The organism is Saccharopolyspora taberi (genome assembly GCF_039534165.1).
Lineage (GTDB): Bacteria > Actinomycetota > Actinomycetes > Mycobacteriales > Pseudonocardiaceae > Saccharopolyspora_D > Saccharopolyspora_D taberi.
In genome coordinates this window covers 702,872-726,610 of the sequence record NZ_BAAAUX010000011.1, presented here as the reverse complement: position 1 = coordinate 726,610, position 23,739 = coordinate 702,872, and the positions used below count along the sequence as shown (strand labels likewise).

19 protein-coding genes are annotated in these 23,739 nt (G+C 70.1%); 15 read left to right on the top strand and 4 right to left on the bottom strand.

The genetic code is table 11. From position 1 onward, the window contains the following. The first annotated feature begins 69 nt into the window (after positions 1 to 69). From ABD691_RS12425 to ABD691_RS12415, 3 genes are all read left to right on the top strand, one after another. A complete protein-coding gene (locus ABD691_RS12425; protein WP_344679741.1) occupies positions 70 to 765 on the top strand; it encodes a response regulator in 696 nt (231 codons plus the stop codon). Then, positions 762 to 1,853 carry a sensor histidine kinase gene (locus ABD691_RS12420; RefSeq protein ID WP_344679740.1) on the top strand — a complete coding sequence of 364 codons (1,092 nt, stop codon included), beginning with the start codon at positions 762 to 764 and terminating at the stop codon, positions 1,851 to 1,853. The genes ABD691_RS12425 and ABD691_RS12420 overlap by 4 nt, the downstream gene beginning before the upstream one ends. A 70-nt stretch (positions 1,854 to 1,923) precedes the next feature. Then, positions 1,924 to 2,757 carry an aldo/keto reductase gene (locus ABD691_RS12415; protein ID WP_344679739.1) on the top strand — a complete coding sequence of 278 codons (834 nt, stop codon included), beginning with the start codon at positions 1,924 to 1,926 and terminating at the stop codon, positions 2,755 to 2,757. A 36-nt stretch (positions 2,758 to 2,793) separates the two neighbouring features. Here ABD691_RS12415 and ABD691_RS12410 read toward each other — a convergent pair whose 3' ends face one another. Next, entirely contained in the window at positions 2,794 to 4,878 is a 2,085-nt protein-coding gene (locus ABD691_RS12410; protein WP_344679738.1) for a S9 family peptidase, read from the bottom strand. A gap of 146 nt (positions 4,879 to 5,024) precedes the next feature. Between ABD691_RS12410 and ABD691_RS12405 the strand changes: the two genes are divergently transcribed. The 4 genes from ABD691_RS12405 to ABD691_RS12390 all read left to right on the top strand — a co-directional run bounded on the left by ABD691_RS12405 (position 5,025) and on the right by ABD691_RS12390 (position 12,399). Next, on the top strand, positions 5,025 to 7,085 hold the full coding sequence (locus ABD691_RS12405; RefSeq protein ID WP_344679737.1) for a glycoside hydrolase family 43 protein: 2,061 nt from the start codon (positions 5,025 to 5,027) through the stop codon (positions 7,083 to 7,085). A gap of 152 nt (positions 7,086 to 7,237) precedes the next feature. Then, positions 7,238 to 8,206, top strand: a complete 969-nt coding sequence (locus ABD691_RS12400; protein ID WP_344679736.1) for a glycosyltransferase family 2 protein — start codon at positions 7,238 to 7,240, stop codon at positions 8,204 to 8,206. A 24-nt stretch (positions 8,207 to 8,230) separates the two neighbouring features. Next, complete coding sequence (locus ABD691_RS12395; protein ID WP_344679735.1) at positions 8,231 to 10,729, top strand: GtrA family protein; 2,499 nt, start codon at positions 8,231 to 8,233, stop codon at positions 10,727 to 10,729. After that, a complete protein-coding gene (locus ABD691_RS12390) occupies positions 10,723 to 12,399 on the top strand; it encodes a PIG-L family deacetylase (RefSeq protein WP_344679734.1) in 1,677 nt (558 codons plus the stop codon). Before ABD691_RS12395 ends, ABD691_RS12390 begins: the two co-directional genes overlap by 7 nt. 98 nt (positions 12,400 to 12,497) lie before the next feature. Here the strand turns inward: ABD691_RS12390 and ABD691_RS12385 are convergent, their stop codons facing one another. Together ABD691_RS12385 and ABD691_RS12380 are read right to left on the bottom strand one after the other, a co-directional pair. Next, a complete protein-coding gene (locus ABD691_RS12385) occupies positions 12,498 to 13,808 on the bottom strand; it encodes an MFS transporter (protein WP_344679733.1) in 1,311 nt (436 codons plus the stop codon). A gap of 189 nt (positions 13,809 to 13,997) precedes the next feature. Further along, a complete protein-coding gene (locus tag ABD691_RS12380) occupies positions 13,998 to 14,786 on the bottom strand; it encodes a DeoR/GlpR family DNA-binding transcription regulator (protein ID WP_344679732.1) in 789 nt (262 codons plus the stop codon). Positions 14,787 to 14,910: 124 nt separating this feature from the next. On the opposite strand from ABD691_RS12380, the gene ABD691_RS12375 reads away from it, so the two are divergent. From ABD691_RS12375 to ABD691_RS12345, 7 genes are all read left to right on the top strand, one after another. Next, complete coding sequence (locus tag ABD691_RS12375; RefSeq protein WP_344679731.1) at positions 14,911 to 15,603, top strand: HAD family hydrolase; 693 nt, start codon at positions 14,911 to 14,913, stop codon at positions 15,601 to 15,603. Positions 15,604 to 15,637: 34 nt separating this feature from the next. Next, a complete protein-coding gene (locus tag ABD691_RS12370; RefSeq protein ID WP_344679730.1) occupies positions 15,638 to 16,696 on the top strand; it encodes a 2-hydroxyacid dehydrogenase in 1,059 nt (352 codons plus the stop codon). After that, the gene (locus tag ABD691_RS12365) at positions 16,693 to 18,162 is read left to right on the top strand and encodes an FGGY family carbohydrate kinase (protein WP_344679729.1); all 1,470 of its coding nucleotides are present in this window, start codon (positions 16,693 to 16,695) and stop codon (positions 18,160 to 18,162) included. The genes ABD691_RS12370 and ABD691_RS12365 overlap by 4 nt, the downstream gene beginning before the upstream one ends. Beyond that, a complete protein-coding gene (locus ABD691_RS12360; protein ID WP_344679728.1) occupies positions 18,159 to 19,889 on the top strand; it encodes a dihydroxyacetone kinase family protein in 1,731 nt (576 codons plus the stop codon). Before ABD691_RS12365 ends, ABD691_RS12360 begins: the two co-directional genes overlap by 4 nt. A gap of 48 nt (positions 19,890 to 19,937) precedes the next feature. Further along, entirely contained in the window at positions 19,938 to 20,429 is a 492-nt protein-coding gene (locus ABD691_RS12355; protein ID WP_344679727.1) for a ribose-5-phosphate isomerase, read from the top strand. Continuing rightward, positions 20,426 to 21,064 carry a class II aldolase/adducin family protein gene (locus ABD691_RS12350; protein ID WP_344679726.1) on the top strand — a complete coding sequence of 213 codons (639 nt, stop codon included), beginning with the start codon at positions 20,426 to 20,428 and terminating at the stop codon, positions 21,062 to 21,064. Before ABD691_RS12355 ends, ABD691_RS12350 begins: the two co-directional genes overlap by 4 nt. 72 nt (positions 21,065 to 21,136) lie before the next feature. After that, the gene (locus ABD691_RS12345; protein WP_344679725.1) at positions 21,137 to 22,432 is read left to right on the top strand and encodes a GNAT family N-acetyltransferase; all 1,296 of its coding nucleotides are present in this window, start codon (positions 21,137 to 21,139) and stop codon (positions 22,430 to 22,432) included. On the opposite strand, the gene ABD691_RS12340 is transcribed toward ABD691_RS12345, so the two are convergent. Continuing rightward, positions 22,433 to 22,933: a hotdog fold domain-containing protein gene (locus ABD691_RS12340; RefSeq protein WP_344679724.1), complete on the bottom strand. Its 501-nt coding sequence runs from the start codon at positions 22,931 to 22,933 to the stop codon at positions 22,433 to 22,435. 138 nt (positions 22,934 to 23,071) lie between these two features. On the opposite strand from ABD691_RS12340, the gene ABD691_RS12335 reads away from it, so the two are divergent. Beyond that, on the top strand, positions 23,072 to 23,404 hold the full coding sequence (locus ABD691_RS12335; RefSeq protein WP_344679723.1) for a glyoxalase superfamily protein: 333 nt from the start codon (positions 23,072 to 23,074) through the stop codon (positions 23,402 to 23,404). The last annotated feature ends 335 nt before the right edge of the window (positions 23,405 to 23,739 follow it).

Genomic DNA, 23,739 nt, shown 5'->3' with positions numbered 1-23,739 from the left:
CCCCGGGCCGCCTGCCGAGCATCCCAGTAGGCTTTCGGCCAGCCCTCGGAACAGGGGAGGTGACGAGTGGTGAGCGGGGAGACCGGCGGTTCGTCGGCGGCCCGCCCGATCCGGCTGGTTCTGGCCGATGACGAGGCGATGCTCAGGCGTGGCCTGCGCGTGCTGCTCGAGCAGGGGGGACGCATCCGGGTCGTGGCCGAGGCGAGCAACGGCGCGGAACTGCTGACGGCGGTGCGGGGGCACCGTCCGGACGTGGCACTGGTCGATGTTCAGATGCCGGGCAAGGACGGGCTGACGGCGCTGCGGGACCTGCGGATGCTGCCCGATCCGCCGATCGCGGCCGTGCTGACCACGTTCGACCTGGACGACTACGTCGCCGAGGCGTTGCGACTGGGGGCGAACGGGTTCCTGCTCAAGGACGCGGATCCGGCCGTGCTCGTGCGCGCGGTGATCGATCTGGCCGCGGGTGGCGCGGTGCTCGATCCGCGCATCACGGCCCGGCTGCTGCCGCGGTTCCGCAGCTTCGGCGACAGCGCTGAGGAAGCGCGTCTGGTGCGGACGTTGTCCGCGCGGGAGCGGCAGGTGTTGTTCCTGCTGGCAGACGGGCGTTCCAACGCCGACGTGGGTGAGCGGCTGGGGCTGACCGAGGCGACCGTCAAGAGCTACGTGTCCACTGTGCTCGGCAAGCTCGGTGCGGAGAACCGGGTGCAGGCCGCGTTGATCGCGCAGCGGGTCGCGGGTTCCGGGAGCGGCACGCGGTGGTGACGGGCAAGACCTGGCGGCGGGTTCCGGGCGAGGTCCTCGTCATCGTCGTCCCGGCTCTGGTGGTGCTCTTCTCCGACGGCGGTTCGTCGTACTCGCTGGTGTCCGCCCTGTCCGCCTGTGCTGTGCTGCCGTTGCGGCACTGGTGGCCGCGTCTGGTGCTGTTGCTGTGCCTGCCCGCGTTCGTCGGTGGTCTGGGGTGGGCGCCGGGTGTGGTGGCGCTGTTCGCTTTTGGCCGGGCGCGTCCGCATTTCCGCTGGCAGGTCGGCGGGGTGCTGCTGGTGCTGGTGGCGGCGGTGACGCCGGTTCTGGTCCAGCAGTCGTTGACGCTGCCTGCGATCGTGCTGACGGTGAGCTTCGTGGTGTTCGCGGCGGGTGCGCCGGTGGCGCTGGGCGCGTTGGTGACCACGCGGCACCAGCTCACCGAGAGCCTGCGGCAGCTGCGGGAGGCGACCGCGGCGGAGCTGGAGGCCAAGGAGGAGACCGCGCGGGCCGAGGAGCGCGCGAGGATCGCGCGGGAGATCCACGACGCGGTCGGCCACCACGTCACGTTGATCGCGGTCGAGTCGGCCGCGCTCGCCGCGACCAGCGGGGAGCCGGAGACCCAGGAGTCCGCGGGCCGGTTGCGCGGTCTGGCCAAGCAGGCGCTGGACGAGATGCGCACGACGCTCGGGCTGTCCGGCGCGGGCCAGCCGAACAGCGTGAGCCTGCGCGCGATCCCGGAGCTGGTCGCGCGCGCTCGTCAGGCCGGGCTTTCCGTCGAGTTGTACGACGAGATCGGCGGGAGCCTGGAGTTCGCGGCGGGTGTGGAACGTGCGGCGTACCGGGTAGTGCAGGAGGCGCTGACGAACGTCTCGAAGCACGCGCCGGGCGCGGACGTGACGGTGCGCTTGGAGGAGCGCGCGGGGCGGTTGCGGGTCTCGGTGGTCAACGGCGCGGGCCGGGGTGACGCGGTCGACGTCGGTTCCGGCGGGTCGGGCCTGGCGGGCCTGTCCGAGCGGGTGCAGATGGCCGGTGGCGAGCTCGAGGTGCAGTCGGCGGCCGGAGGCGGGTTCGAGCTGGTCGCCGTGCTTCCGCAGGGACCGCGCTGAGCTGTTTAGGCTGTGCGGGTGCGCCCGGCACCAGCTGTTGATCGATTCGAGAAGCGGAGTGTGCGACACGATGCGACACCTGCGGCTGCCCGGCGGCGGTGACCTGCCGGTTCTGGGGCAGGGCACCTGGGGCATGGGCGAGCGGAGTTCGGCGCGGGACACGGAGGTCGCGGCGCTGCGCCGGGGCCTGGACCTGGGCGTCGGCCTGATCGACACCGCGGAGATGTACGGCAACGGCGGCGCCGAGGAAGTCGTCGGCGCGGCGATGAGCGGGCGCCGGGACGAGGTGTTCCTGGTCAGCAAGGTGTTCCCGCACAACGCAAGCAGGCGGGGAACGGTCGAGGCGTGCGAGCGCAGCCTGCGTCGGCTCGGCACCGACCACATCGACCTGTACCTGCTCCACTGGCGTGGTGGCACCCCGCTGGCCGAGACGCTGGAGGCGTTCGAGGGGCTGCGGGACAGCGGGAAGATCCGGTACTTCGGGGTGAGCAACTTCGATCCGGGCGACCTGCGGGAGCTGTGGGAACACGAGCTGGGGCGGGCGATCGCGACCAACCAGGTGCTCTACAACCTGACCCGGCGCGGCATCGAGTACGACCTGCTGCCGTGGTGCAGGCAGCAGGAGCTGCCGGTGATGGCGTACTCGCCGATCGAGCAGGGGCGGTTGCTGGGCGACTCGGAGCTCGGCCGGATCGCCGACCGGCATTCCGCCACCCCGGCCCAGGTCGCGATCGCCTGGGTGCTCGCGTCCGAAGGGGTGTGCGCGATCCCGAAGGCCGCTTCGGAGGAGCACGTCGAGCAGAACCACGCTGCCCTAGAGATCGAGCTGTCCGAGGAGGATCTGGCCGCGCTGGATGCCCGGTTCCCGGCTCCGGGACACGCGGTTCCGCTCGAAATCCTGTGACGGCGAGCCGCCGCGAGGGCTTGCCTCGCGGCGGCTTCACTTCGCGGCGGGCAGCGTCCTGCGCAGGAAGTCCACCTGAAGCAGCAGCAGGTTCTCCGTGGTGCTCTCGTCGGTGGGCATGTGGCTGACACCAGGAAGCGGGAGCAGGGTGTGCGGCCGGGCCGCAGCGGTCAGCGCGGCCGAGAGCCGCAGGGAGTGTGCGAGCACCACGTTGTCGTCGACCGTGCCGTGGATCAGCAGCAGCGGGCGGTCGAGCTTCGCGGCGTCGGACATAAGCGAGTTCGCTTCGTAGACCGCGGGATCGTCGTTCGGGTTGCCGAGATAGCGCTCGGTGTAGTGGGTGTCGTAGAGGCGCCAGTCGCAGACCGAGGCGCCGGCGATCGCGGCGTGGAAGACGTCCGGCCTGCGCAGCACGGCGAGGGCCGCGAGGTAGCCGCCGAACGACCAGCCGCGGATGGCGACCCGGTCCAGGTCGAGCTCGGGGCGCTGCTGCGCGGCCGCGTGCAGCGCGTCGACCTGGTCCTCCAGCGGCGGGCCTGCGAGGTTGCCCGCGATCGCGCGGTCCCAGTCGGGGCCGCGGCCGGTCATGCCGCGCCCGTCGGTCACCAGGACGGCGAAGCCCTGGTCGGCGAACCACTGGGAGGTCAGGTAGCCCTGCTGGCGGGCGAGCACGCGCTGCGCCTGCGGTCCGCCGTAGGGGTCGAGCAGCACCGGCAGCTTGCCGTGCTCGGGCCGGTAGCCGCTGGGCAGGAGCAGCGCGCTGCGCAGCCTGCGCTCGCCGAGGCGGAGGAGTTCGACGTTGAGGGCCACGCCCGGGTCCTCGGCGCGGGAGCTGACCTCGGCGACCTGCTGCTCGCCGACGTGCACGCGGAAACGGGTGCGCGGCTCGTCGAAGTCGGCGGTGCCGATGACCAGGACCTGGCCGGATCGGGTCGCCGTGTGCACGCCCGGGGTGTCGGTGACGCGGTGCGCGCCCTCGGCGGTGACGCGGTAGACGTGGATCTCGGCGGGGTCGTCCTCGGACGCTGAGATCAGTACGTCGTCGGCGATGTCGAGCACGGCCCGCACCTGCAGCGTCGTCGGCGTCCAGGGCTGGTCGCCGACGACCAGCCGGTACGCGCCGTCCTGGGCGCTGATCCGGACCAGCTCGCCACGGCGGTTCCAGGCGGGCCAGCCCGGCTTGATCTCGACCCAGTGCGGGTCGGTGTCACGGTGGATCTCCGCGGTCGCCCCGGTCGCCGGGTCGACGGCGAGGACCAGCTGCGTCCGCTGGTCGCGGCTCTGCACGGTGATCAGCGGGCTGCCGTGGCCCGACCAGTGCGCGGCCACGAGGTACGGGAACGCGGTCCGGTCCCACTCGACGTCGGTGCGGTCGCCGCCGAGGCTGAACAACGCCAGCGCCACCTCGGCGTTGGCCTCACCGGCGGCCGGGTAGCGCATCGGAAGTGGCGCGCGGGACGGGTCGGCCGGGTCTCCCAGGTACCAGTGCGAGACCGGCGTTTCGTCCACCCGCGCGGCGAGAATCGCCGTGCCATCCGGCGACCACCAGTACCCGCGGTAGCGGTTCATCTCCTCGGCCGCGATGAACTCCGCCGCACCCCAGGTGACGTTGTCGCTGTCCGGCACCGCGAGCGCGCGGTCGCCCGAGCCGTCGGTGCTGATGACGCGGAGTTCGCCGCCGGACAGGTACGCGACGGCGTTGCCGTCCGGGTCGAGCCGGGGGTCGGCGACCGGCTGCCGGGCCGGGAGCTCCCGGACCTCGGCGGCGCGGACGTCGACGAGGAACAACTGCCCCGACAACGCGAACACGGCCTGGGCGACCTCGCGGTCCGTCGCGTAGCCGGTGATGCCGCTGCCCCGTTCCCGGGTCCGTTCGCGCCGGGCCTGCTCCTCGGGGGAAACGGTTTCCCGGGCCTGCAACGCCGAGGGATCGGCGAGCAGCTGTTCCGTACCCGAGGTGGTCGACAGCGAGTACAGCGCGTTGCGGCGGTCGGTGCCGCTGGCCGACCGGAGGAACAGCACCGACGAGCCGTCGCCGGACACGGTGAAGTTCCTGGGTGCGCCGAGGGTGAAGCCCTGGGTCCGGGCGCTGCGGCGGGGGAAGGACTGTGCAGACGGCATACGCGTCAGCCTGCCAGGTGAATAGGCCAGATGGGGAATCAGGGTTTGGTCCTCCCAACTCTGGGTGTTGACACCCCGCAGTCCACCCGCGAAGGTCAACTGATCGTGAAGCGGCTTTCACCCTGCGTAGGCAAAAAGGAGGATCCGTGGTCGGCATCCGGAGGGCTCTGCTGGTCGTACCGGCTCTGCTCGGAGCCATGTTGACCGCGTCGCACGCCGATCCGCCCGAGCCCGCGTCGAACGCCACCTACTTCAACGACGCCTCGCTGCCCGGTGCCGATCCGTTCGTGCTGCGCGACCCCGTGAGCGGGGAGTACTTCGCCTACTCCACCGAGGGCGCCGACCCCGGTCACCACTTCGCGATCTACCGCTCGGCGGATCTCACGACCTGGCAGCGGATTCCGGGCGGCGCGCTGGACGCGAACCAGCAGTGGGGGCGGGACTGGTTCTGGGCGCCCGAGGTGTACCACAACGCCAGGACCGGCAAGTACTTCCTGTTCTACTCCGCGCGCATGCGCGAGGGCGTGGCCGAGCACTTCACCTACGCGGACTTCGAGGAACCCAGCAAGATCGGCGTGGCGGTCGCGGACTCGCCCACCGGACCGTTCCGCAACATCGCCGACCGGCCGCTGGACTACTTCCCGTACGACCCGAACTACCACGACGTGAACCTGATCATGGACGAAACCCAGCGCAAGCCCCCGGACACGCTGGAGGAGGGCATGACCGCGCCGCTGGGCACCTACATCCCGTTCATCGATCCGAACGTGTTCTTCGACGACGGCCGGATCTACCTGTACTTCTCCCGGAACGCCTACCGCAACTGGGTGTGGGACCACGAGCTCGGCAAGTACATCGAGGAATCCAACATCTACGCCGTTGAGCTGACCTCGCAGTGGTGGGACGACCCCGCGGGCGCGACGATGCCCGAGATCCACCCGAGCTACCGCAACACCAACCGAGCGCCGAACGATCCGCCGCTGGTGCGCAAGGACGGGTTCACGCCGATCCTCAACTACGGCTCCGACCCGCAGCCCTGGGAGAACGCGCACGTCAACGACTACGAGGAGTCCCAGGGGCAGAAGAAGAACCGGCGCTGGGCCGAGGGTTCGACGGCGATCAGAACCCGCACCGCTGACGGCAAGCCGCTCTACTTCCTGACCTATTCGGCGAACAACTACGCGCACGCCTACTACGGCGTGGGCTACGCCGTCGCGCCCAGCCCGCTCGGTCCGTGGACGAAGAGCGACGCGAATCCCGTGCTGCATCAGGACGAGCGGAAGGGCATGTACTCCACCGGTCACGGGAGCGTGATCGCGTCGCCGGATTCGCGGGAGCTGTACTACGTGCACCACGGTAGGCCCAAGACCGGGACCGATCGCAGGCTCTACACCGAGCGGATGCACATCGACCCGGACACGTCGTCGCTGTCGATCGACCAGTCGACGGATGACGAGCCGGTTCCTTCCGGGGTCGCGCCCTACTCGATGTCCGTCGACTCACCGCTGCTCGACGTGTCTTCCGGTCAGGCGCGGGTCAATTGGACCGTTGCCAGCGCTCCCGGAACTTTGATGGGTCTGTCGAATCCGCTCAACCGGGTCACGGCCGAGCTCGATCCACCGAATGCCGCGGAGATCGTGACCGGCGCTGACCACGCTGTCCTGACAGGTCGGCCCCGTCTCGCGGCGCTGACCATGCGCTACCAGCGGTTGAGCGTGAAGAGCGGGTTCTTCGACGTCGTCAATCGTGGCAGGGACCGGGTCGCGAAGACCGTGCCGGTCGCCAGTTGCACGCGGACGCTGAGCGGTCCTCAGCCTGCGCTGGAGGTTGCGGATGGTGTGCTGTGCCTGCGAAACGCTTCGGTGTCAGGCCCGGTGAGGGTGAAGCCAGGGGCAGTGCTGGTCGTCATCGACTCCACAGTGGATGGTCCGATCGATGCGCGGGGCGCGGCGGGAGTCTGGCTGGCGCGGAGCGAAGTATCCGATCGGATCAGGATCGAGGATACGAAAGGTCTTGTGCGGGCCGAAGATCTTCGGGTCCGCGGTGCGATGGTATTGCGCGGCAACACCAGCAGCAGTCCGATCGTCATAGCGGGCAACACCATCGACGGGTCTCTGTCCTGCGCGGCGAACAGTCCGGCACCGGTCAACGCGGGCAGGGCCAACGAAGTGGGCGGGTCGATTCACGACCAGTGCGCCGGGCTGTGAGGTTCGGCGTGTAGCAGGTCTCGGCGGATTCTCCTGACAGGAGTACGCGTCGGTGTGTCGGGCGGGGGTGCCCGATGGGCGGTCCCTAGGGTCGATTTCGACCGGAAGACCTGCCCGCGCATCGCGGACCGAACCTGGATGAGAGCCGAGCCATGTTTCTCTCCGTCGTGATTCCGTGCTTCAACGAAGAACGGACCCTGCCACGGCTTCGTGACGCACTGGCGTCAGTGCTGCCCGGAATCGCGCAGGATCGCGAAGTGATCCTCGTCGACGACGGGAGCACGGACCGGACGCTGGAGGAGGTCCGCCGGTGGTCGGCTGTCGAGACCGGCGTCCGCTACGTCTCGCTGAGCCGGAACTTCGGCAAGGAATCGGCGATCCTGGCGGGACTGCGGCACGCTCGCGGCGACCGGATAGCCATCATGGACGCCGATCTCCAGCACCCACCGGAGCTGCTCCACCGCATGCTCCCGCTGCTGGAGTCCGGGTACGACCAGGTCGTGGCACGCCGGGACAGACGAGGTGAGCCACTGCTGCGCTCGATGGTGTCGCGGCTGTACTACCGGCTCCTCAACCGCCTGGCCGACGTCAACGTCCAAGACGGGGCAGGGGATTTCCGCGTGCTGTCGCGACGAGCGGTCGACGCGGTGCTGTCCTTGCGGGAGTGCAACAGGTTCTCGAAGGGACTGTTCTCCTGGATCGGGTTCGACACGGCCGCAGTGTCGTTCCGGAACGTCACCAGGCAGTCGGGGCGTTCGAAGTGGTCTGTCGGGAAGCTGGTGAACTACGGCATCGACGGCTTGCTGTCGTTCAACAACAAACCACTGCGGCTGTCGATCTACCTCGGCCTGTTCGCGGCGGTGTTGTCGTGCGGCTACGTCGGACATGTAGTCCTCGGTGCGCTGAGCGGCGGAGAACGGATTCCCGGCTACACAACGCTGGTGGCGGGAGTCGCGGTGCTCGGCGGAATGCAGTTGCTGTTCCTCGGTGTGATCGGTGAGTACCTCGGCCGGATCTACCTCGAAGTGAAGCGGCGACCGCACTTCTTCGTGAAGGAGTCAGGGCCGGAACTCATGCCGGTTCGGCAGCAGCGCTTGAAGTCCGTTTCCCGGGTGGGATGACGGGGACTTTTCCAGGGAGAAGCCATGTGGGAGCAGATCACGCGCAACCGGGTGCTGCGCTTCGCAGCCGTGGGCGCGGCGAACACCGGGGTGCATTGCGCGGTGTACCTCGGGCTCTGGACGCTGCTGCCGTTCGTCGTCGCGCACGTCATCGCGACTGCGGTGGCGATGATCTGCTCCTACGTGCTCAACTGCCGCTTCACCTTCGGAGTCGTTCCCGCCGCGCGTTCGTTCGCGCTGTACCCCGTGTGCGGGTTGGCCACGCTTGGGCTGAGCACCGCGGCGGTCGGCGTGCTCGTGGCAGGTTTCGGTGTCAGCCCGGTGGTGGCGCCGATCCTCGGTGGTCTCCTCGTGCTCCCGGTGACCTTCACGTTGAGCCGGGCGGCACTGACCCACAGGCCGCACGGCGACCTGCTCGGGGCCGGGCTGGTCGGGGTGCTGGTGGCATTGCTGGCGCAGGTTCCGGTGCTGGTGAATCCCGCGTTCTACTTCTGGGACGACAGCGCCGCGCAGTTCCTGCCGATGTGGCATCGGCTCGGGCAGCGCCTGCTCGCCGGGGAGTGGCCGTTGGCGTTGGACGCGGACCTGTGGATGGGCGGGAACCTCGCGGCGGAGTCGCTGTTCGGCATCTGGAATCCGGTGAACCTCCTCGACTTCCTGCTGGTGGTGGGGATCAGTGACCTGGCCGTCGCCGCGACCGTGATCAAGACGCAGTTCCTCGTCATCCTCGGAGTGGGCACCTACCTGCTGTGCCGCGAGTACGGCGCTTCGCGGGCCGCCGCGTCGGTGCTTGGAACGGCGTTCCCGGTCTCGGGATTCGTGCTGTACTTCCAAGCCGCCAGCTGGGCGGGCGGACTCCTGGGACTGGCATGGATCCCGTGGGTCTGGTGGTCGCTGCGACGCATGGGCCGCGGAAAGTTCCCGGTGTTCGTGCCTTGGATCTTCTGCTTCCTGTGCGCATCAGCCGGGGACCCGTACGGCGTGCTTGCGATGTGCTTCGTGTTCGCCGGCCTGTTGATCGAGTCCGTGATCGGGAAAACCGTCGCGCTACACCGCATCCTGGGAACCGGAGTGGCCGTCGCGCTCGTTGTTCCCCTGATCTTCCTGCCGCTGGTGCTCACCGGCTCGGTGAGCTGGCGGTCGGGGTTGGAGCTGTTCAACGTCGGCAGGCTCGTTCCCGGCATCGGAGATCTGATCAACATCAGCATGCCGAGTTTCGTGCCGCAGATCCTGTCCTTCGGTTCGTTCCGGATGACAGTGCCCACGACCTACCTCGCGTGGTTCGTGGTGCCGCTGCTGCCCTGGCTGAACTGGCGATCCGCAGTTCGCGAGTGGCGGCGTTGCGCCGCTCCGGTCGCGGTGGCGGCGTGCTATTTCCTCCTGTGCCTCGGACCGTCGAACGCGTGGCTGTTCCGCTGGCCGTTGCGGCACATCGCGGTTCTGCACCTGGCCGTGGCCGTGCTGTTCGCGGTGGTGTTGTCCTTCGGCGTGCGCACCAGCCACTTCCGGCAGCGGACCTTCTGGACCGCCGGTGCATTGCTGGGATGTGCCTACCTGTCGTTTGCCGCATGGCCATCGCAGTCGGTCAAGCATCTCGTGTCTCTCGGCGCGATTTTCCTCTTGGTGAGTTTGGTGCTCGTCTCTCGCAGTTCGCAGGTGCGTGCAGCAGTGCTCCAGTTCGGGACGGTGCTCATGCTCGTACTGCAGATCTGGTGGTTCCCGGCGAACCGGGATGTCGCGACTTACAACTTCCCCACAGATGTCGGTGAACTGCGCTCCCAGTTCTCCGGTGATCGCGGAACGGTCGCGCAGATCGCCCAGTTCGAACGGATTCCCGGCGCGGACATCGAGTCCCGGCGACCGTGGCGCCATCTGCTGTTCGGCAACATGCCGGCGGTCGCTGGCGTTCGCAGTCTCTCGGCCTACACCGGTATTGGTTACCGAGCGCTGCACGAGCGATTGTGCTTGAGCTACAACGGTTCGACGTGTGCCTCAGCCTATCCGAGGCTGTGGGTGGCCGACGAGACCGGGTTCGTCCTGGCCGACCAACTCAAGATCGACAAGATTGTGGTGCAGCGGAGTCTCACCGAGGTGTCGGCGCCACCGGCCGGTTGGTCGCTGTCCGAGCGAAACGCCGACGTCACCGTGCTCCGCCGTGATTCCCCGTCTCCCTGGCAGAAGGGGCGGCTGAGCGCTGCACGTGGTGTCCAACCCCTGGACGATCTCGACAAGGGGCAAGCGGAGACCGTGCGATTCCGACGCGACCAGGGGAGTGGCGGCGAGATCTTCTTCGCACGCCTCGCCTGGCCCGGCTACGAGGCCACTGTGGATGGTCGCGAGGTTCCAACCGCCGCGACCTCGGCGGGCTTGCTCAAGGTCAACGTCCCGCCCGGTCGTGCTGCCGGTGTGCTGCGGATCAGCTGGAACCCGCCTGGAGCTTGGCTCGGAGCACTGCTGGCCGGCCTGGGCGCGGGGCTCGCCGCGTTCCTGTCGCTACCGATCCGCAGGAGGCTGCCGTGCTGATTCTGCGTGCGACGGTTCTGCTGCTGGTTGTCGCTGCGCTCGTGCAGGGAAGAGCGAGTGCTGCGGCGCCGGAACGAAGTCATGTGCAGGTGGTTGCGCATCCTGACGACGACATCCTGTTCATGAATCCCGATGTCCAGATCGCGATTCGGTCGGGTGCGGCGGTCACAAGCATCTACCTGACCGCAGGCGAGAGTGACGTGCGTCCGGCCGATCAATACGCCGCCCAGCGGCAGGCCGGGACCAGAGCCGCTTTCGCGCAGATGGCCGGAGTGGCGGACGACTGGGACCGCTTGGAAACGGTGCTGCGCGGTCGGCACGTTGTGGAGATCGCGTCCCTGCGCGCACGGCCCGAGATACGGCTGGTGTTCGTCAACCTGCCCGACGACAACGACCCAGCGGCGGTCGGAGGCCGTCACGCGCTGACCCGGATGTGGCAGGACGGCCGCAGTCGGGTGAACACGTTGGTGCCGAATGGTTCCGCGTTGACCAGAAGTTCCACATACGACAGACAAGAGGTGATCAGCATGCTTGCCGACCTGTATGAGCGGTTCGCGCCGACGGTGCTCCGGACACACGACCCGGAGCCCGATCCTCGGTACCAGCCGCAGTGGGAGCCGCATTTCAATCATCCTGACCACGTGATGACCGCGCGGTTCGCGATGGCGGCGCTCGGGAACCGCCGTACGCACACCTACCGCTACCGTGACTACAACATCGCGGACTCTCCAATGAATCTTCCAGGGAATCTCGTTGCTGAGAAACGGGAAACCTTTGGCAGATACGCCGTCCACGATCCTGTCGTGAGCATGCTTGACCCGTATGCGACGTGGTTGCGCAGCATGCGCCTTCGATGGCCCCGAAGTCCGGCGTGGGCTGCGACGGACATCCGTGGCAGACCGGTGTTCGCGTTCGTCTCGGGTCAGCGGGTCCATGTCGGGAACCGCGTCGTGAGCACGCCCGGGTTCGTCCCGCTTGAAGGGTCGCCAGTGCTGGCACCTGGTCCTTCGGGAGCCTTGGTGCTGGCGGTGCAGGCGAGCGGAACCGGTGAGATCTTCCTGAATCGGCAGGATCTTTCGGGGCGCTGGCAGCGGTGGGTCAATCTCGGGCGTCCACCCGGCGGCGGGGTGACGCACGTCGGTCCGCCTGCGGTGATCGCCGGTCAGGCCGGTGTTGTTGTCGCTGTGCGGAACGGCCGAGGCGGAGTCAGTGTTGATCAGGGATCGGGTTGGGTCGACATCGGTGGCGCCGAGCTTGCCGACCAGATCGCGATCACGCTGGACAGCCAAGCGGCTCTGCACGTCTTCGCGACCGCACGCTCCGGGCTGCTGCACTGGCGGCAGGCCGGTCGCTTCGAACTGGTTGCCCCACCGGAGAAGTTCCGGCCTTCGGGTGGGGTAGCGGTTGCGCGTTCGCCCGGTGGGTTCGGGTTCGCGGCTTTCCGGGAGGTGGCCTCCGGCCGTGTCGTGGTGCTCGCCGAGCGGGTCGGCTGGGAACGGCTGGTGTCCGTCGACGCTTCGGCGCTGTCCGACCCGGTGCTGGCGGTCGACTCCGCTGACGTCCCGATGCTGGCGTTCCGAGATTCCGGCGGTACCGCAACGGTTCTCGAACCGATGACGGGGACGCGACACGTACTGGAGGGACAGACGCGACAGGCCTGCCCGCGCTGACCCAGGACGGTCGTTTCCTGGTCACCGCACGGGACGACGGGAGCATGGGAATCCGCCCGCGCCCCTGGGGGAAAGGGCGCGGGCGGAAGGTGAAGCGGTCAGCGCGTGTCGGCGCCGACCTCCTGCAGGCTCTTGCCCTGCTGGATCGCCTGCTCGGCGTCCTTCGGCAGCTTCAGCAGCGTGGTCAGCAACGCCGCCACCACGTAGAGCGCGGCGAAGATGATCGTCACGCCCGCCGCGCCGACCAGCGGGAAGAACAGGCTGGCGATGGCGGGGCCGACGAACGTCGCGCCACCGGCACCCAGGTTCAGCAGCGCCATCGCACCGCCCTTGTTCGACGGGGCCATCGACGGGATCAGCGCCGAGATCGGGACGAAACCGGCGAGCGTGGCGCCGTAGAGCATGCCGACCAGCACCGCCGCCCAGTAGTAGTCCGGGCCCAGCCAGACCGGGATGAAGTACAGCAGCGCGACGCTGATCGCACAGCCGATCCCGCCGAAGGACGCGATCGTCTTGCGCCAGCCGATCTTGTCACCGACCACGCCGAAGATCAGGTTGAACACGATGTTGGTGCCGTAGATGATCGCCAGCAGCTGCAGCCACTTGCTCTCGCCGAACCCGAGGCCGTCGGAGAAGATCCGCGGCAGGAACACCAGCATGCCGAACTCGGGTGCGGTGTTGATGATCCGCACGATGCAGCCGACGAAGACCCGGGGGTGGGTCCAGATCACCGAGACGCTGTTGCCCAGGCTCTCGCCGAGCGTGACGTCGTCGGGGATCAGCCGCTGGTAGCCGGTGCGCTCCTTGACCCCGAACAGCGCGAACACGCCGCCGAGACCGATCAGCACCAGCGCCGACCACAGGGTGCCGAGCTGGCCGAGGAACGGCGTGGTCCAGCTCGCCCACAGCGAACCCAGGGTGGGCAGGCCGCCGGTGAACGCGAAGTAGAACCACCCGACCGCCGCACCGAGGCGAGCGCTGGGTGCTGTCGAGGTGATCCACACCAGGAAGCCGAAGGCGAACAGCGGATAGCCGAACCCGCGGATGCCGTAGAACACCAGCATCAGCACGTAGTTCTGCGTTCCCAGGGCGAACACCAGGTACAGGACGTCGAAGACGACCCAGATCACGAAACCGATGATCATGACCCGGCGCGGACCCCACACGTCCGACAGGGCGCCGGAGAACCAGGAGGCGATCATCACCGCGATGCCGTAGACGGTGATCACGTAGCCGGCGTGCACGTCGGTGCCCGCGCCGTGGTCGGCCATGTAGGGCGAGATGAAGCCGGACTCGACTCCATCACCGATCATGAACAGCAGGACGCCGATGTAGCCGTAGACCAGCGCTTTCGGCAAACCCCACCGGTCGAGCAGGGATCTGGATCCCGTAGGAGTGGCTGTGGACACGCCAAACCTCCACGTTGAGGTGCTGATGCGGCTCGGGGCCGGGGAGCGCCGGACCGGGGCGGAGGTGGCCGCTCGGGGCTGAGATGGCGCTGGACGGGCGTCGAGCTCGCTAACGTCGCGCACCATGTTCATACGACGAGCGAGATTTATCAATAGTCATGTTAAATCTCTTCGTTCGTCATGTGGAGGTCAGCTCAGCGCGGCCTGCCGGACGTCGGTGTGCTCGCGCATGGCCTCCACCAGGCCGGCGTCGAACTCCCCGGCCAGCAGGACGTGGTCGAAGGCGCTGACCGGGGCGAAGCGGTGCAGCGCCGCCCGGCCGACCTTGCTCGCGTCCATCATCAGCACCCGGGTGCTCGCCGAGTCCAGCATCGCCCGCTTGACCAGCACGATCTCCTGCTCCTGGTGGTAGGTCATCTCCGCGTTCATCGCCGAGGTGGACAGGAACACGATGTCCACCGAGAAGCTGCTGACCATCTCCTGGCACGGCAGCCCCAGGTAGGAGTCGTGCGTGCGGGAGTACTCGCCGCCCAGGCCGATCAGCCTGATGTCGGGCACCTCGCGCAGCGCCTCCTGCACCTGGCGGTAGTTGCTGACCACCGTCAGCGGACCGACGTCGGGCAGCAGGCGGGCCAGGGTGAGCGCGGTGGTCGAGTCGTCGATCATGACCGACATCCCCGGGGTGACCAGCTTCAGCGCCTCGGCGCCCAGCGCCTCCTTCTCCCTGGTGTGGGTGTGCAGGCGGAAGTCCGAGCTGCTCTCGAACACCGTCGAGGGCTGGGCGGAGACGCCGCCGTGGAACTTGCGCAGCAGGCCGCGGGTCACCAGGTCGTCGAGGTCGCGGTGCACCGTCATCAGGCTGACCCCGGTGAGCGTCGACAGTTCGGCCGCGCTGGCGAAGCCGCTGGCGACCACGTGGTCGACGATCTGCTGCTGGCGCTGGAGCCGCGGGGACTGCTTCTTCGATGCGGACGACATGGGGCCATCTTGCCTCGTCCGGAGCGCGGCGGTGATTGGCACGGGCAACTATCATTCGACTAGTGACACTTAACGCTATGAGTGTTAATTTGGGGTCATCAGTGGATTGCGGGAGGTTGAGGGCATGACGCAGCCCGGCACGGGCGCGCACCGCGCGGTCGTTTTCGACATGGACGGCGTGCTGGTCGAGAGCGAGCACCTGTGGGAGCGGATGTGGACGGCGTTCGCCGCCGACCGCGGGCGCACCTGGACCGCGGAGCAGACCCGCCAGGTCCAGGGCATGAGCGCGCCGGAGTGGTCGGAGTTCCTCGCGCGCTTCAGCGACGCCGCCGAGCCGGCGGCCGAGACCGAGCGCATCGTGGTCGACGGCATGATCGCCGCGCTCGACGGCGGTGAGATCGAGCTGCTGCCGGGCGCCTTCGCGATGGTCACCGAGACCGCCCAGCGGGCGCCGATCGCGCTGGCTTCCTCGGCGCCGCGGCGGCTCATCGACGCCGTGCTCGACCGGCACGGCCTGACCGACTACTTCAGCGCCACCGTCTCCAGCGCCGAGGTGCCCAGCGGCAAGCCCAGCCCGGACGTCTACCTGGCGGCCGCGGGCAAGCTCGGCCGGGACGCGGCCGAGTGCCTGGCGGTGGAGGATTCCAGCAACGGGTTGCGCGCGGCAGCGGCCGCGGGCATGACCGTGGTGGCCATCCCCAACTCCGACTACCCGCCCGCCGAGGACGCGCTGGCCGGGGCCAGCCACATCGCCACCGACCTGGACGACGTGCGGCGGCGGCTGGTGTCGTCGCTGCCCGAACCGGTCGGCAACTGACCCCGCTCGCACGCCGGAAGACAAAGGAGTCCTCATGACCAGTGTTCTCGCCGCAGGCGACCACTTCGTCGCTCCCGAGGTGTTCGTCGAAGCGCTGCGCAACCGCGCGGGCGACCACTCGCTGGAGTTCAGCGAGCTGAAGCTGCCGTGGCCGGTGGAGCCCTTCGGCCCGGTCGGCAACGTCCAGGAGGCCAGCGGCACCGAGCAGCAGCTGCTGGAGGCGCTGGCCGGGATCGAGGTCGTCGCCACCCAGATGGCGCCGTTCACCGCGGACGTGCTGGCCAAGAGCCCCGACCTGAAGTTCGTCGGCGTCTGCCGGGGCGGCCCGGTCAACGTCGATCTCAAGGCCGCGACCGAGGCCGGCGTGGTCGTCAGCTACGCGCCGGGCCGCAACGCCGCTGCCGCCGCCGAGTTCGCGGTCGGTTTGATCCTGGCCGCGCTGCGCCGCATCCCGGGCTCGGACGCCGAGCTCAAGTCGGGCAACTGGCGCGGGGACTACTACGCCTACGAGAACGCCGGGATCGAGCTGGAGGGCTCCACCGTCGGTCTCGTCGGGTACGGCGCGATCGGCCGGATCGTCGCCCGGGTGCTGGCCGCCTTCGGCTCGTACGTGCTGGTGGCCGACCCGTTCGTCAAGGCCGAGGACGCCGCGCGCGACGGTGTCGAGCTGGTCGGGCTGGACGACCTGCTGCGCCGCAGCTCGGTGGTCAGCCTGCACGCCCGGCTCACCCCGGAGACCAAGCACCTGCTCAACGCCGAGAACCTGGCGCTGCTGCCGGAGGGCGCGGTGCTGGTCAACTCCGCCCGCGGCGGGCTGCTGGACTACGCGCCGCTGCCCGGGCTGCTGAAGTCCGGCAGGCTCGGTGCGCTGGCCGTCGACGTCTACGACATCGAACCGCCGCCGCGCGAATGGCCGCTGTTCGACGCCCCCAACGTGATCACCACCCCGCACCTGGCAGGCGCGACCCGCCAGACCGCGCACCGCGCCGCCGACATCGTCGCCGGCGAGGTCGCCCGGTTCCTGTCCGGCGAGCAGCCCCGCTTCGTGGCGAACCCGGAGGTGCTGGACCGGATCGAGGGTCTGCGCCCATGATCCTCGGAGTCGACGTCGGAACGTCGGTGACCAAGGCGTCGTTGCTGGGCCGCGACGGCGCGGCGACGGTCACCCACGGTGTGCGCAGCACCCTGCGCAGGCTGCCCGGCGGTCGGGTCGAGCAGGACCTCGACGAGGTCCTCGAGACGGTCCTCAGCGTCGTGCGCTCGGTGGCCGCGGAGGCGACCGAGCCGATCGAGGCGCTGGCCATCACCGGTCAGGGCGACGGGCTGTGGCTGCGGGACCGGGCCGGTCACCAGGTCGGTCCGGCCATCTCGTGGCTGGACGCGCGCGCCTCGGGTGTGCTGGACCGCTGGCACGACGCCGGTGTGCTGCGCCGCGTGCACGAGCTGACCGGGGCCGGCATGTTCCCCGGCTCGGCCGGTCCGCTGCTGGCGCACCTCGCCGAGCACGATCCGGAGCGGCTGGAGCGGGCCGAGGTCGCGGGCTACTGCGTCGACGCGATCATCCAGCGGCTCACCGGGGAGATCACCGTCGACGCCTCCGACGCGTCGCTGCCGTTCCTGGACGTGCCCACCCGCACCTACTCCGCCGAGGCGCTGGCCGCGTGCGGGCTGGAGTCGCAGCGCAGGCTGCTCGCCGAGCCCGCGCCTCCGGGCAAGCTGTTCGCGCTCGACAGCGCCATGGCCCGCCGGCTCGGACTGCCCTCGGGGCTGCCGGTGTCGGCAGGCCCGTTCGACCTGCCCGCGTGCGCGCTCGGCTCCGGCATCGCCGCGGTCGGCGACGGCTCGCTGGTGATCGGCACGACGCTGGGCTGCCAGGTGCTGCGGGACGAGGTCGGCATCGACCCGGGCGAGGAGATCGCAGGCATGTGGCTGGCGACCCCGCGCGCGGACCGGTTCCTGCGGGTCATGCCCGCGATGGTCGGCACCGCCAACCTGGACTGGGTGCTGTCGATGGTCGGCGCCGAGGTCGGCGAGCTGGAAGCGCTGCTGGCGGCCAGCGAGCCCGGCGCGGGCGGGGTGTCGGCGCTGTCGTTCCTGTCCAGCTCCGGCGAGCGCGCGCCGTTCGTCGAGCCGCGGGCCCGCGGCCAGTTCACCGGGCTGTCGCTGGAGACCAGGCCCGCCGACCTGGTGCGGGCGATGTGCGAGGCGGTGGCCTACGCCGCCCGGCACAACCTCGAAACCGCCGGTCTGACCGGCACCGTCTCGGCCTGCGGTGGTGGGGCCCGTTCCGCGGCGTGGAGCCAGATCTTCGCCGACGTGCTGGGAAGGCCGCTGCACGTGCCGGACGAGCAGTGCGTCGGCGGCCGCGGTGCGGCCATGACCGCGTGGGACTCGCTCGGCGAGCCGGTGGACCGCGCTCAGTGGGCCGCGGACCGGCACGTCGTGCAGCCGCACCCGCGCGCCGTCGAGTTCTACGAACGCGGTTACCGCGAGTACCTGGCGGCCATCGACCGGGCGCGGCCGGTCTGGCAGGAAACCCAGAAGGAGGCGGGCGAATGACTCGCTTGTACGACGACCCCGCGTCGTTCACCGAAGACATGGTGGCCGGATTCGTGGCCGCCCACCCCGGTCACGTCCGCGCGGTGCCCGGCGGCGTGGTGCGCTCCCGGCGCGCGCGGCGGGGCAAGGTCGCCGTGGTCACCGGCGGCGGTTCCGGGCACTATCCGGCGTTCTGCGGCGTGGTCGGCCCCGGCTTCGCCGACGGTGCGGTGATCGGCAACATCTTCACCTCGCCGTCGTCGGAGGACGCCTACTCGGTGGGCCGCGCCGCCGACAACGGCGGTGGCGTCGTGTTCTCCTTCGGCAACTACGCCGGGGACAACATGCACTTCGGCCTCGCCGTGGAACGCCTGGAGCGCGCAGGCATCCGCGCGCACAACGTCGTCGTCACCGACGACATCGCGAGCGCCCCGGCCGAGGAACGCGCCAAGCGGCGCGGTGTGGTCGGCGACTTCGTGGTCTTCAAGATCGCCTCCGCCGCGGCCGAGGAGGGCTACGACTTCGACGAGGTCGTCCGCGTCGCCGAGCACGCCAACCACCGCACCCGAAGCCTCGGCGTGGCCTTCGACGGCTGCACCCTGCCCGGTCAGCGCGAGGCGCTTTTCCACGTGCCCCAGGGGAAGATGGGCCTCGGGCTGGGCATCCACGGTGAACCGGGAGTGTCCGAGCGGGACATGCCGTCGGCCTCGGAGCTGGCGAAGATCCTCGTCGACGGCGTGCTCGCGGAGGCGCCGGAGGGCGTTCCGCCGCGCGTCACCGCGATCCTCAACGGCCTCGGCGCGACCAAGTACGAGGAGCTGTTCGTCGTCTGGGCGACCGCGTCCCGGCTGCTGGCCGAGGCCGGGGTCGAGGTCGTCGAACCCGAGGTCGGCGAGCTGGTGACCAGCCTGGACATGGCGGGCTGCTCGCTGACGCTGACCTGGCTGGACCCGGAGCTGGAGCGGCTCTGGAGCGCCCCGGCGGACACCCCCGCCTACCGCAAGGGCAACGCCGTGACGGTCTCGGAGCCGGACAGCGCCGAGGTCGTCGAGTCCGCGCCGGTGGACGAGCCGGTCGTGGTCGTGGCCCCGGAGGAGGGGCAGGCGACCGCCGCGACCGTGGTCCGCGCGCTGCACTCGGTGGCCGACGTGCTGCGCGCGGCGGAGGACGAACTCGGGCGGCTCGACGCCATCGCCGGCGACGGCGACCACGGCCGGGGCATGACCAAGGGCAGCAGCGCAGCGGTCGAGGCCGCGGACGCGGTGGTCGCGCAGGGTGTCGGACCTTCCGCGGTGCTGGTGGCCGCGGGTGACGCCTGGGCGGCCAAGGCCGGCGGAACTTCGGGCGCGCTGTGGGGAGCCGCGCTGCGCTCCTTCGGCGATCTGCTTCCGGACCACCGCCCGGCGACCGCCGAGGACCTGGCGGCCGGAGCCGCCGCCGCGCTCAACGCGGTGCAGCGCCTCGGGCGCGCGGAAGCGGGGGACAAGACCCTCGTCGACGCGCTGATCCCGTTCGTCGAGGCGTTGCGGAGCGCGGTCGCCGACGGTTCGCGCGGGCGCGACGCGTGGCAGCAGGCCGCGCGGGAGGCGACCCGGGCCGCCGAGCGGACCGCCGAGCTCACCCCGCGCACCGGCCGGGCACGGCCGCTGGCCGAGCGCAGCGTCGGCACCCCCGACCCCGGAGCCACCTCGCTGGCGCTGGCCCTCAACGAGATCGCCGGTGTGCTGACCGGCGAGGGCGCGCGCTGAAGCTTTGTCCACAACGGACATTCGAGATGTGATACGAGGAGTGCGAGCATGACCGAGCAGGCGACCTGGCGGATCGTAGTCGGTTCCGACGACGCCGGACTGTCCTACAAGGACGCGCTGAAGAAGGACCTGGAGAACGACCCGAGGGTCGCCGAGGTCGTGGACGTCGGGGTCGGTACCGACGACCACACCGCGTACCCGCACGTCGCGGTCAACGCCGCGCGGATGGTCGCCGAGGGCAGGGCGGACCGGGCGCTGCTGGTGTGCGGGACCGGGCTCGGGGTGGCGATCAGCGCGAACAAGGTCCCCGGGATCCGGGCGGTGACCGCGCACGACAGCTACTCCGTGCAGCGCTCGGTGCTGAGCAACAACGCACAGGTACTGTGCTTCGGCGAGCGGGTGATCGGCCTGGAGCTCGCCAGGACGCTGGCCTCGCAGTGGCTGGACCACCGGTTCGACGAGTCCTCGGCCTCGGCGGAGAAGGTCGCCGCGATCGGGTCCTACGAGTCCACTTCGGACTCATCGGGAGTGGCGTGTTGAGCGAGTTCGAGGAGCGGCGCCGGGAGGTCATCGACATCGCCCGGCGGATGACCGCCGACGGCCTGGTCGTCGGCACCTCCGGCAACGTGTCGGTCCGCTGCGGCGATCTGGTCGCGGTGACGCCGTCCGGGGTCGGCTACGACCGGCTGGCGGTCGAGGACATCCCGCTGGTGGATCTCGACGGGACCGTGGTGTCGGGTGGTCTGAAGCCGACATCGGAACTGCCGATGCACCTGACCGCCTACCGCGACCACGACGCCGGAGCGGTGGTGCACACCCATTCCCTGCACGCGACCGCGCTGTCCCTGCTGCGCGACGACGTGCCCGCGGTGCACTACCAGCTCGCGGAGTTCGGCGGCAGCGTGATCGTCGCCGACTACGCCACCTTCGGCAGCGATCGCCTGGCCGAGACGATGTCGGCGGCGCTGACCGGCCGCGGCGGGTGCATCCTGCGCAACCACGGCACGGTCACGGTCGGCGCGACGCTGTCCCAGGCGTACGGGCGCGCGCAGCAGCTGGAGTGGCTGTGCCAGCTGTGGCTTACGGCGTCCCGGGTCGGCGAGCCGAAGGTGCTCGACGACGCCGAACTCGCCCGGTGCGCCGAGCGGTTCTCGACCTATGGTCAGAAGCGGTGAACCTGGTCACCGTTTAACAGCTGCGTCACCGCGGGCGAAGTCGCAGCAACAAGCGCCGCCGATGATGGCGGCATGACTCCCAGGAAGAACTCGCACGACACCGACGTCCACTCGGCGCAGCGGGGCCGGGGAGACTGGACCCGCGAACTCGTCGAGCTGGCCGCGCTGTTCCTCGCGGCGGGTGCGGCGCACCTGTTCGTCGCCGGGATGCAGACGCATTCCAGCGGTTCCTACGCGCTGATGGCGCTGGGCGGGGTGCTCATCGTCGCCGCGCTGGTCCGGCGGCTGTGGCGGCGTCGCCGGCGCCGCCCGGTCGCGCGGCCGGTCGAGGTCGAGGACGTCCACGACCGCTCCCGCAGGCTGTGGCGCCTGCGCGCCTCGGTGACCGACAGCCCCGGTCGGCTGGCGCACCTGGCGGCCGGTCTCGCCGCGCTCGGCGGCAACATCCGCACGGTCCACGTGCACCCGACCATCGACGGTGCGGTGGACGAGGTGCTGCTGCACGTCCCGGCGAGGGTGACCGAGGGCGAGCTGATCGCCGCCGTCATCGAGGCAGGTGGCCGCGACGCGACCGCCACCCCGGCCGACGTGCACGAGCTCGACGACGTGCCGACCCGCGTCCTGAACCTGGCCGCCGACCTGGTCAACGGGCGCTCCGAGCTGGTCCGGGTGCTGCGCCGGGTGCTCGGGGAGATCGACGTCCACTGGCAGGAGGAGCAGTCCGCCGACGAGCTCGACGACGCGACGATCACCCTGCCCGCCCCGGGAGGTGGCGTTCTGGTGCTGGAGCGGGCCGGGGCCGCGTTCACCCCCGCCGAGTACGCGCGGGCGCGGGCGATGGCGGAACTGGCGCAGGACTGCCGCACCCGGATGCGCAGGGACGCTGACCGGATCACCGTCGGCGGCGCGGACCTGGCGGTGCGGGTCGCGGACCGCGACGATCTGCCGCTGGTGTCGGAGTTCCACGAGCGCTGCTCCAGCGCGGCCCGCTACCGCCGGTACTTCAGCCCCGGACCGTCCGGGGAGAAGGGCCTCCAGCGGCTGCTGACCCCGGCGCTAGGGCGCGCCCTGCTGGTCCAGGCGCCGGACGGCGACGTGATCGCGCTCGGGAACCTGATGTACGACGACGACATCGGCGAGCTCGCGCTGATCGTCCGCGACGACTGGCAGCGCAGGGGCGTCGGCTCGGCACTGGCCGAGAAGCTGGTCGAGGAGGCAGCGGCCATGGGCATCAGCACGCTGAGCGCCCACACCCACGTCGACAACACCGCCATCGCCCGGACCCTGCGCAAGGCGGGCCTCAAACTGGTCGGCGCTCCCGAACCGGGGGAGTGGGCCTGGATGAAGGCCACCGCTCCCGCGGTGTAGTCAGGACGTTTTCGCCGCCGTGGTGCGGGATTTCCGGGGGGAGACGCGCATCGTGATGTCGGCGGTGACGACGGTTTTGTCGGCGGTGTCGAGGATGCGGACCGGGACGACCCAGTCGCGGGCGGTGTCGTCGGCGGCGGGTAGCGGGTCGAGTTCGGCGACCGCGCGGAGGTCGGTGGCGGCCTTGGCGACGTAGCGCACCGTCATGCCGGTCGGGATCCAGCGGTGGGTGGTGGGGATGCTGGCTTCGGTGAGCACGCCCGCTGCGACCTCGGCCATGTTGCAGGCGGCGATGGCGTGGAAGGTGCCGATGTGGTTGTGCACGCGCCTGCGCTTGGCGGCGTGGACCTCGCAGTAACCGGGGCGCAGTTCGGTGATGTGCGGGCGGATCGTGCGGAAGTAGGGGGCGCGCCAGCTCACCCCCCAGGAGAAGATCCTGGTTCCCAGCGGCAGTTTCGCCAGTTTCCGCCACAGCGCCAGTGTTGTCCCGGTGGTGCTCATCGCCGAATCCTTCGTTTCGCCGGCGGGCGCGGTGCCCGCCCGTGTTACTGGCCGGTAACTTACGGGGTCGGGGTGCTCCGGTCAACCACGCCCGGACGAGTGGTGGCACCACTGCCGGGGCGATGTCAGGATGACCCGATGGACGAGGAAATCATCCCGATCCTGCGGGTGGAGGAAGCCGACGTCGCGGTCAAGTGGTACGAGCTGCTGGGCTTCACCGCCCAGTGGGAGCACCGCTTCCAGCCGGAGCTGCCCGCCTTCGTCGAGATCGCCCGCGGGAACCTGCGGCTGTTCCTGTCCGAGCACGAGGGCGACGCGCAGCCCAACACCCTGGTTTATCTCCGGGTGCACGATGTCGAGGCCATCGCCGCCGAGTTCGGCATGACGCCCGAGGATGCGCCTTGGGCGCGCGAGATCGAGCTGCGCGATCCGGACGGGAACCGGCTTCGGATCGGCACTCCGCTGGGGTGAGGCCGGGTGAGCCCGGGTGGGTTCTGGGCTGTGGCAGCCCTGGGGCGGGCCGAATCCCGGCTGGCTGAGCTCCGGGCTGGGGGGCCTGGCTGGACTCGGGTTGGGCTGAGTCCGTGCCGTGCCGTGCCGTGCCGTGCCGTGCCGTGCCGTGCCGGGCCGGGCCGGGCCGTGCCGGGCCGAGCCGAGCCGGGTTGGGCTGGGCGGCCGTGCCGGGCTGGGCTGGGCGGAGGTGCCGTGTCGGGCCGGGCGGCTGTGCCGAGCCGTGCGGAGCCGTGTCGGGCTGGGCGGCCGGATTCAGTCCGCTGGCGCCGGAATCAGCACCGGGGCTGGAGCCG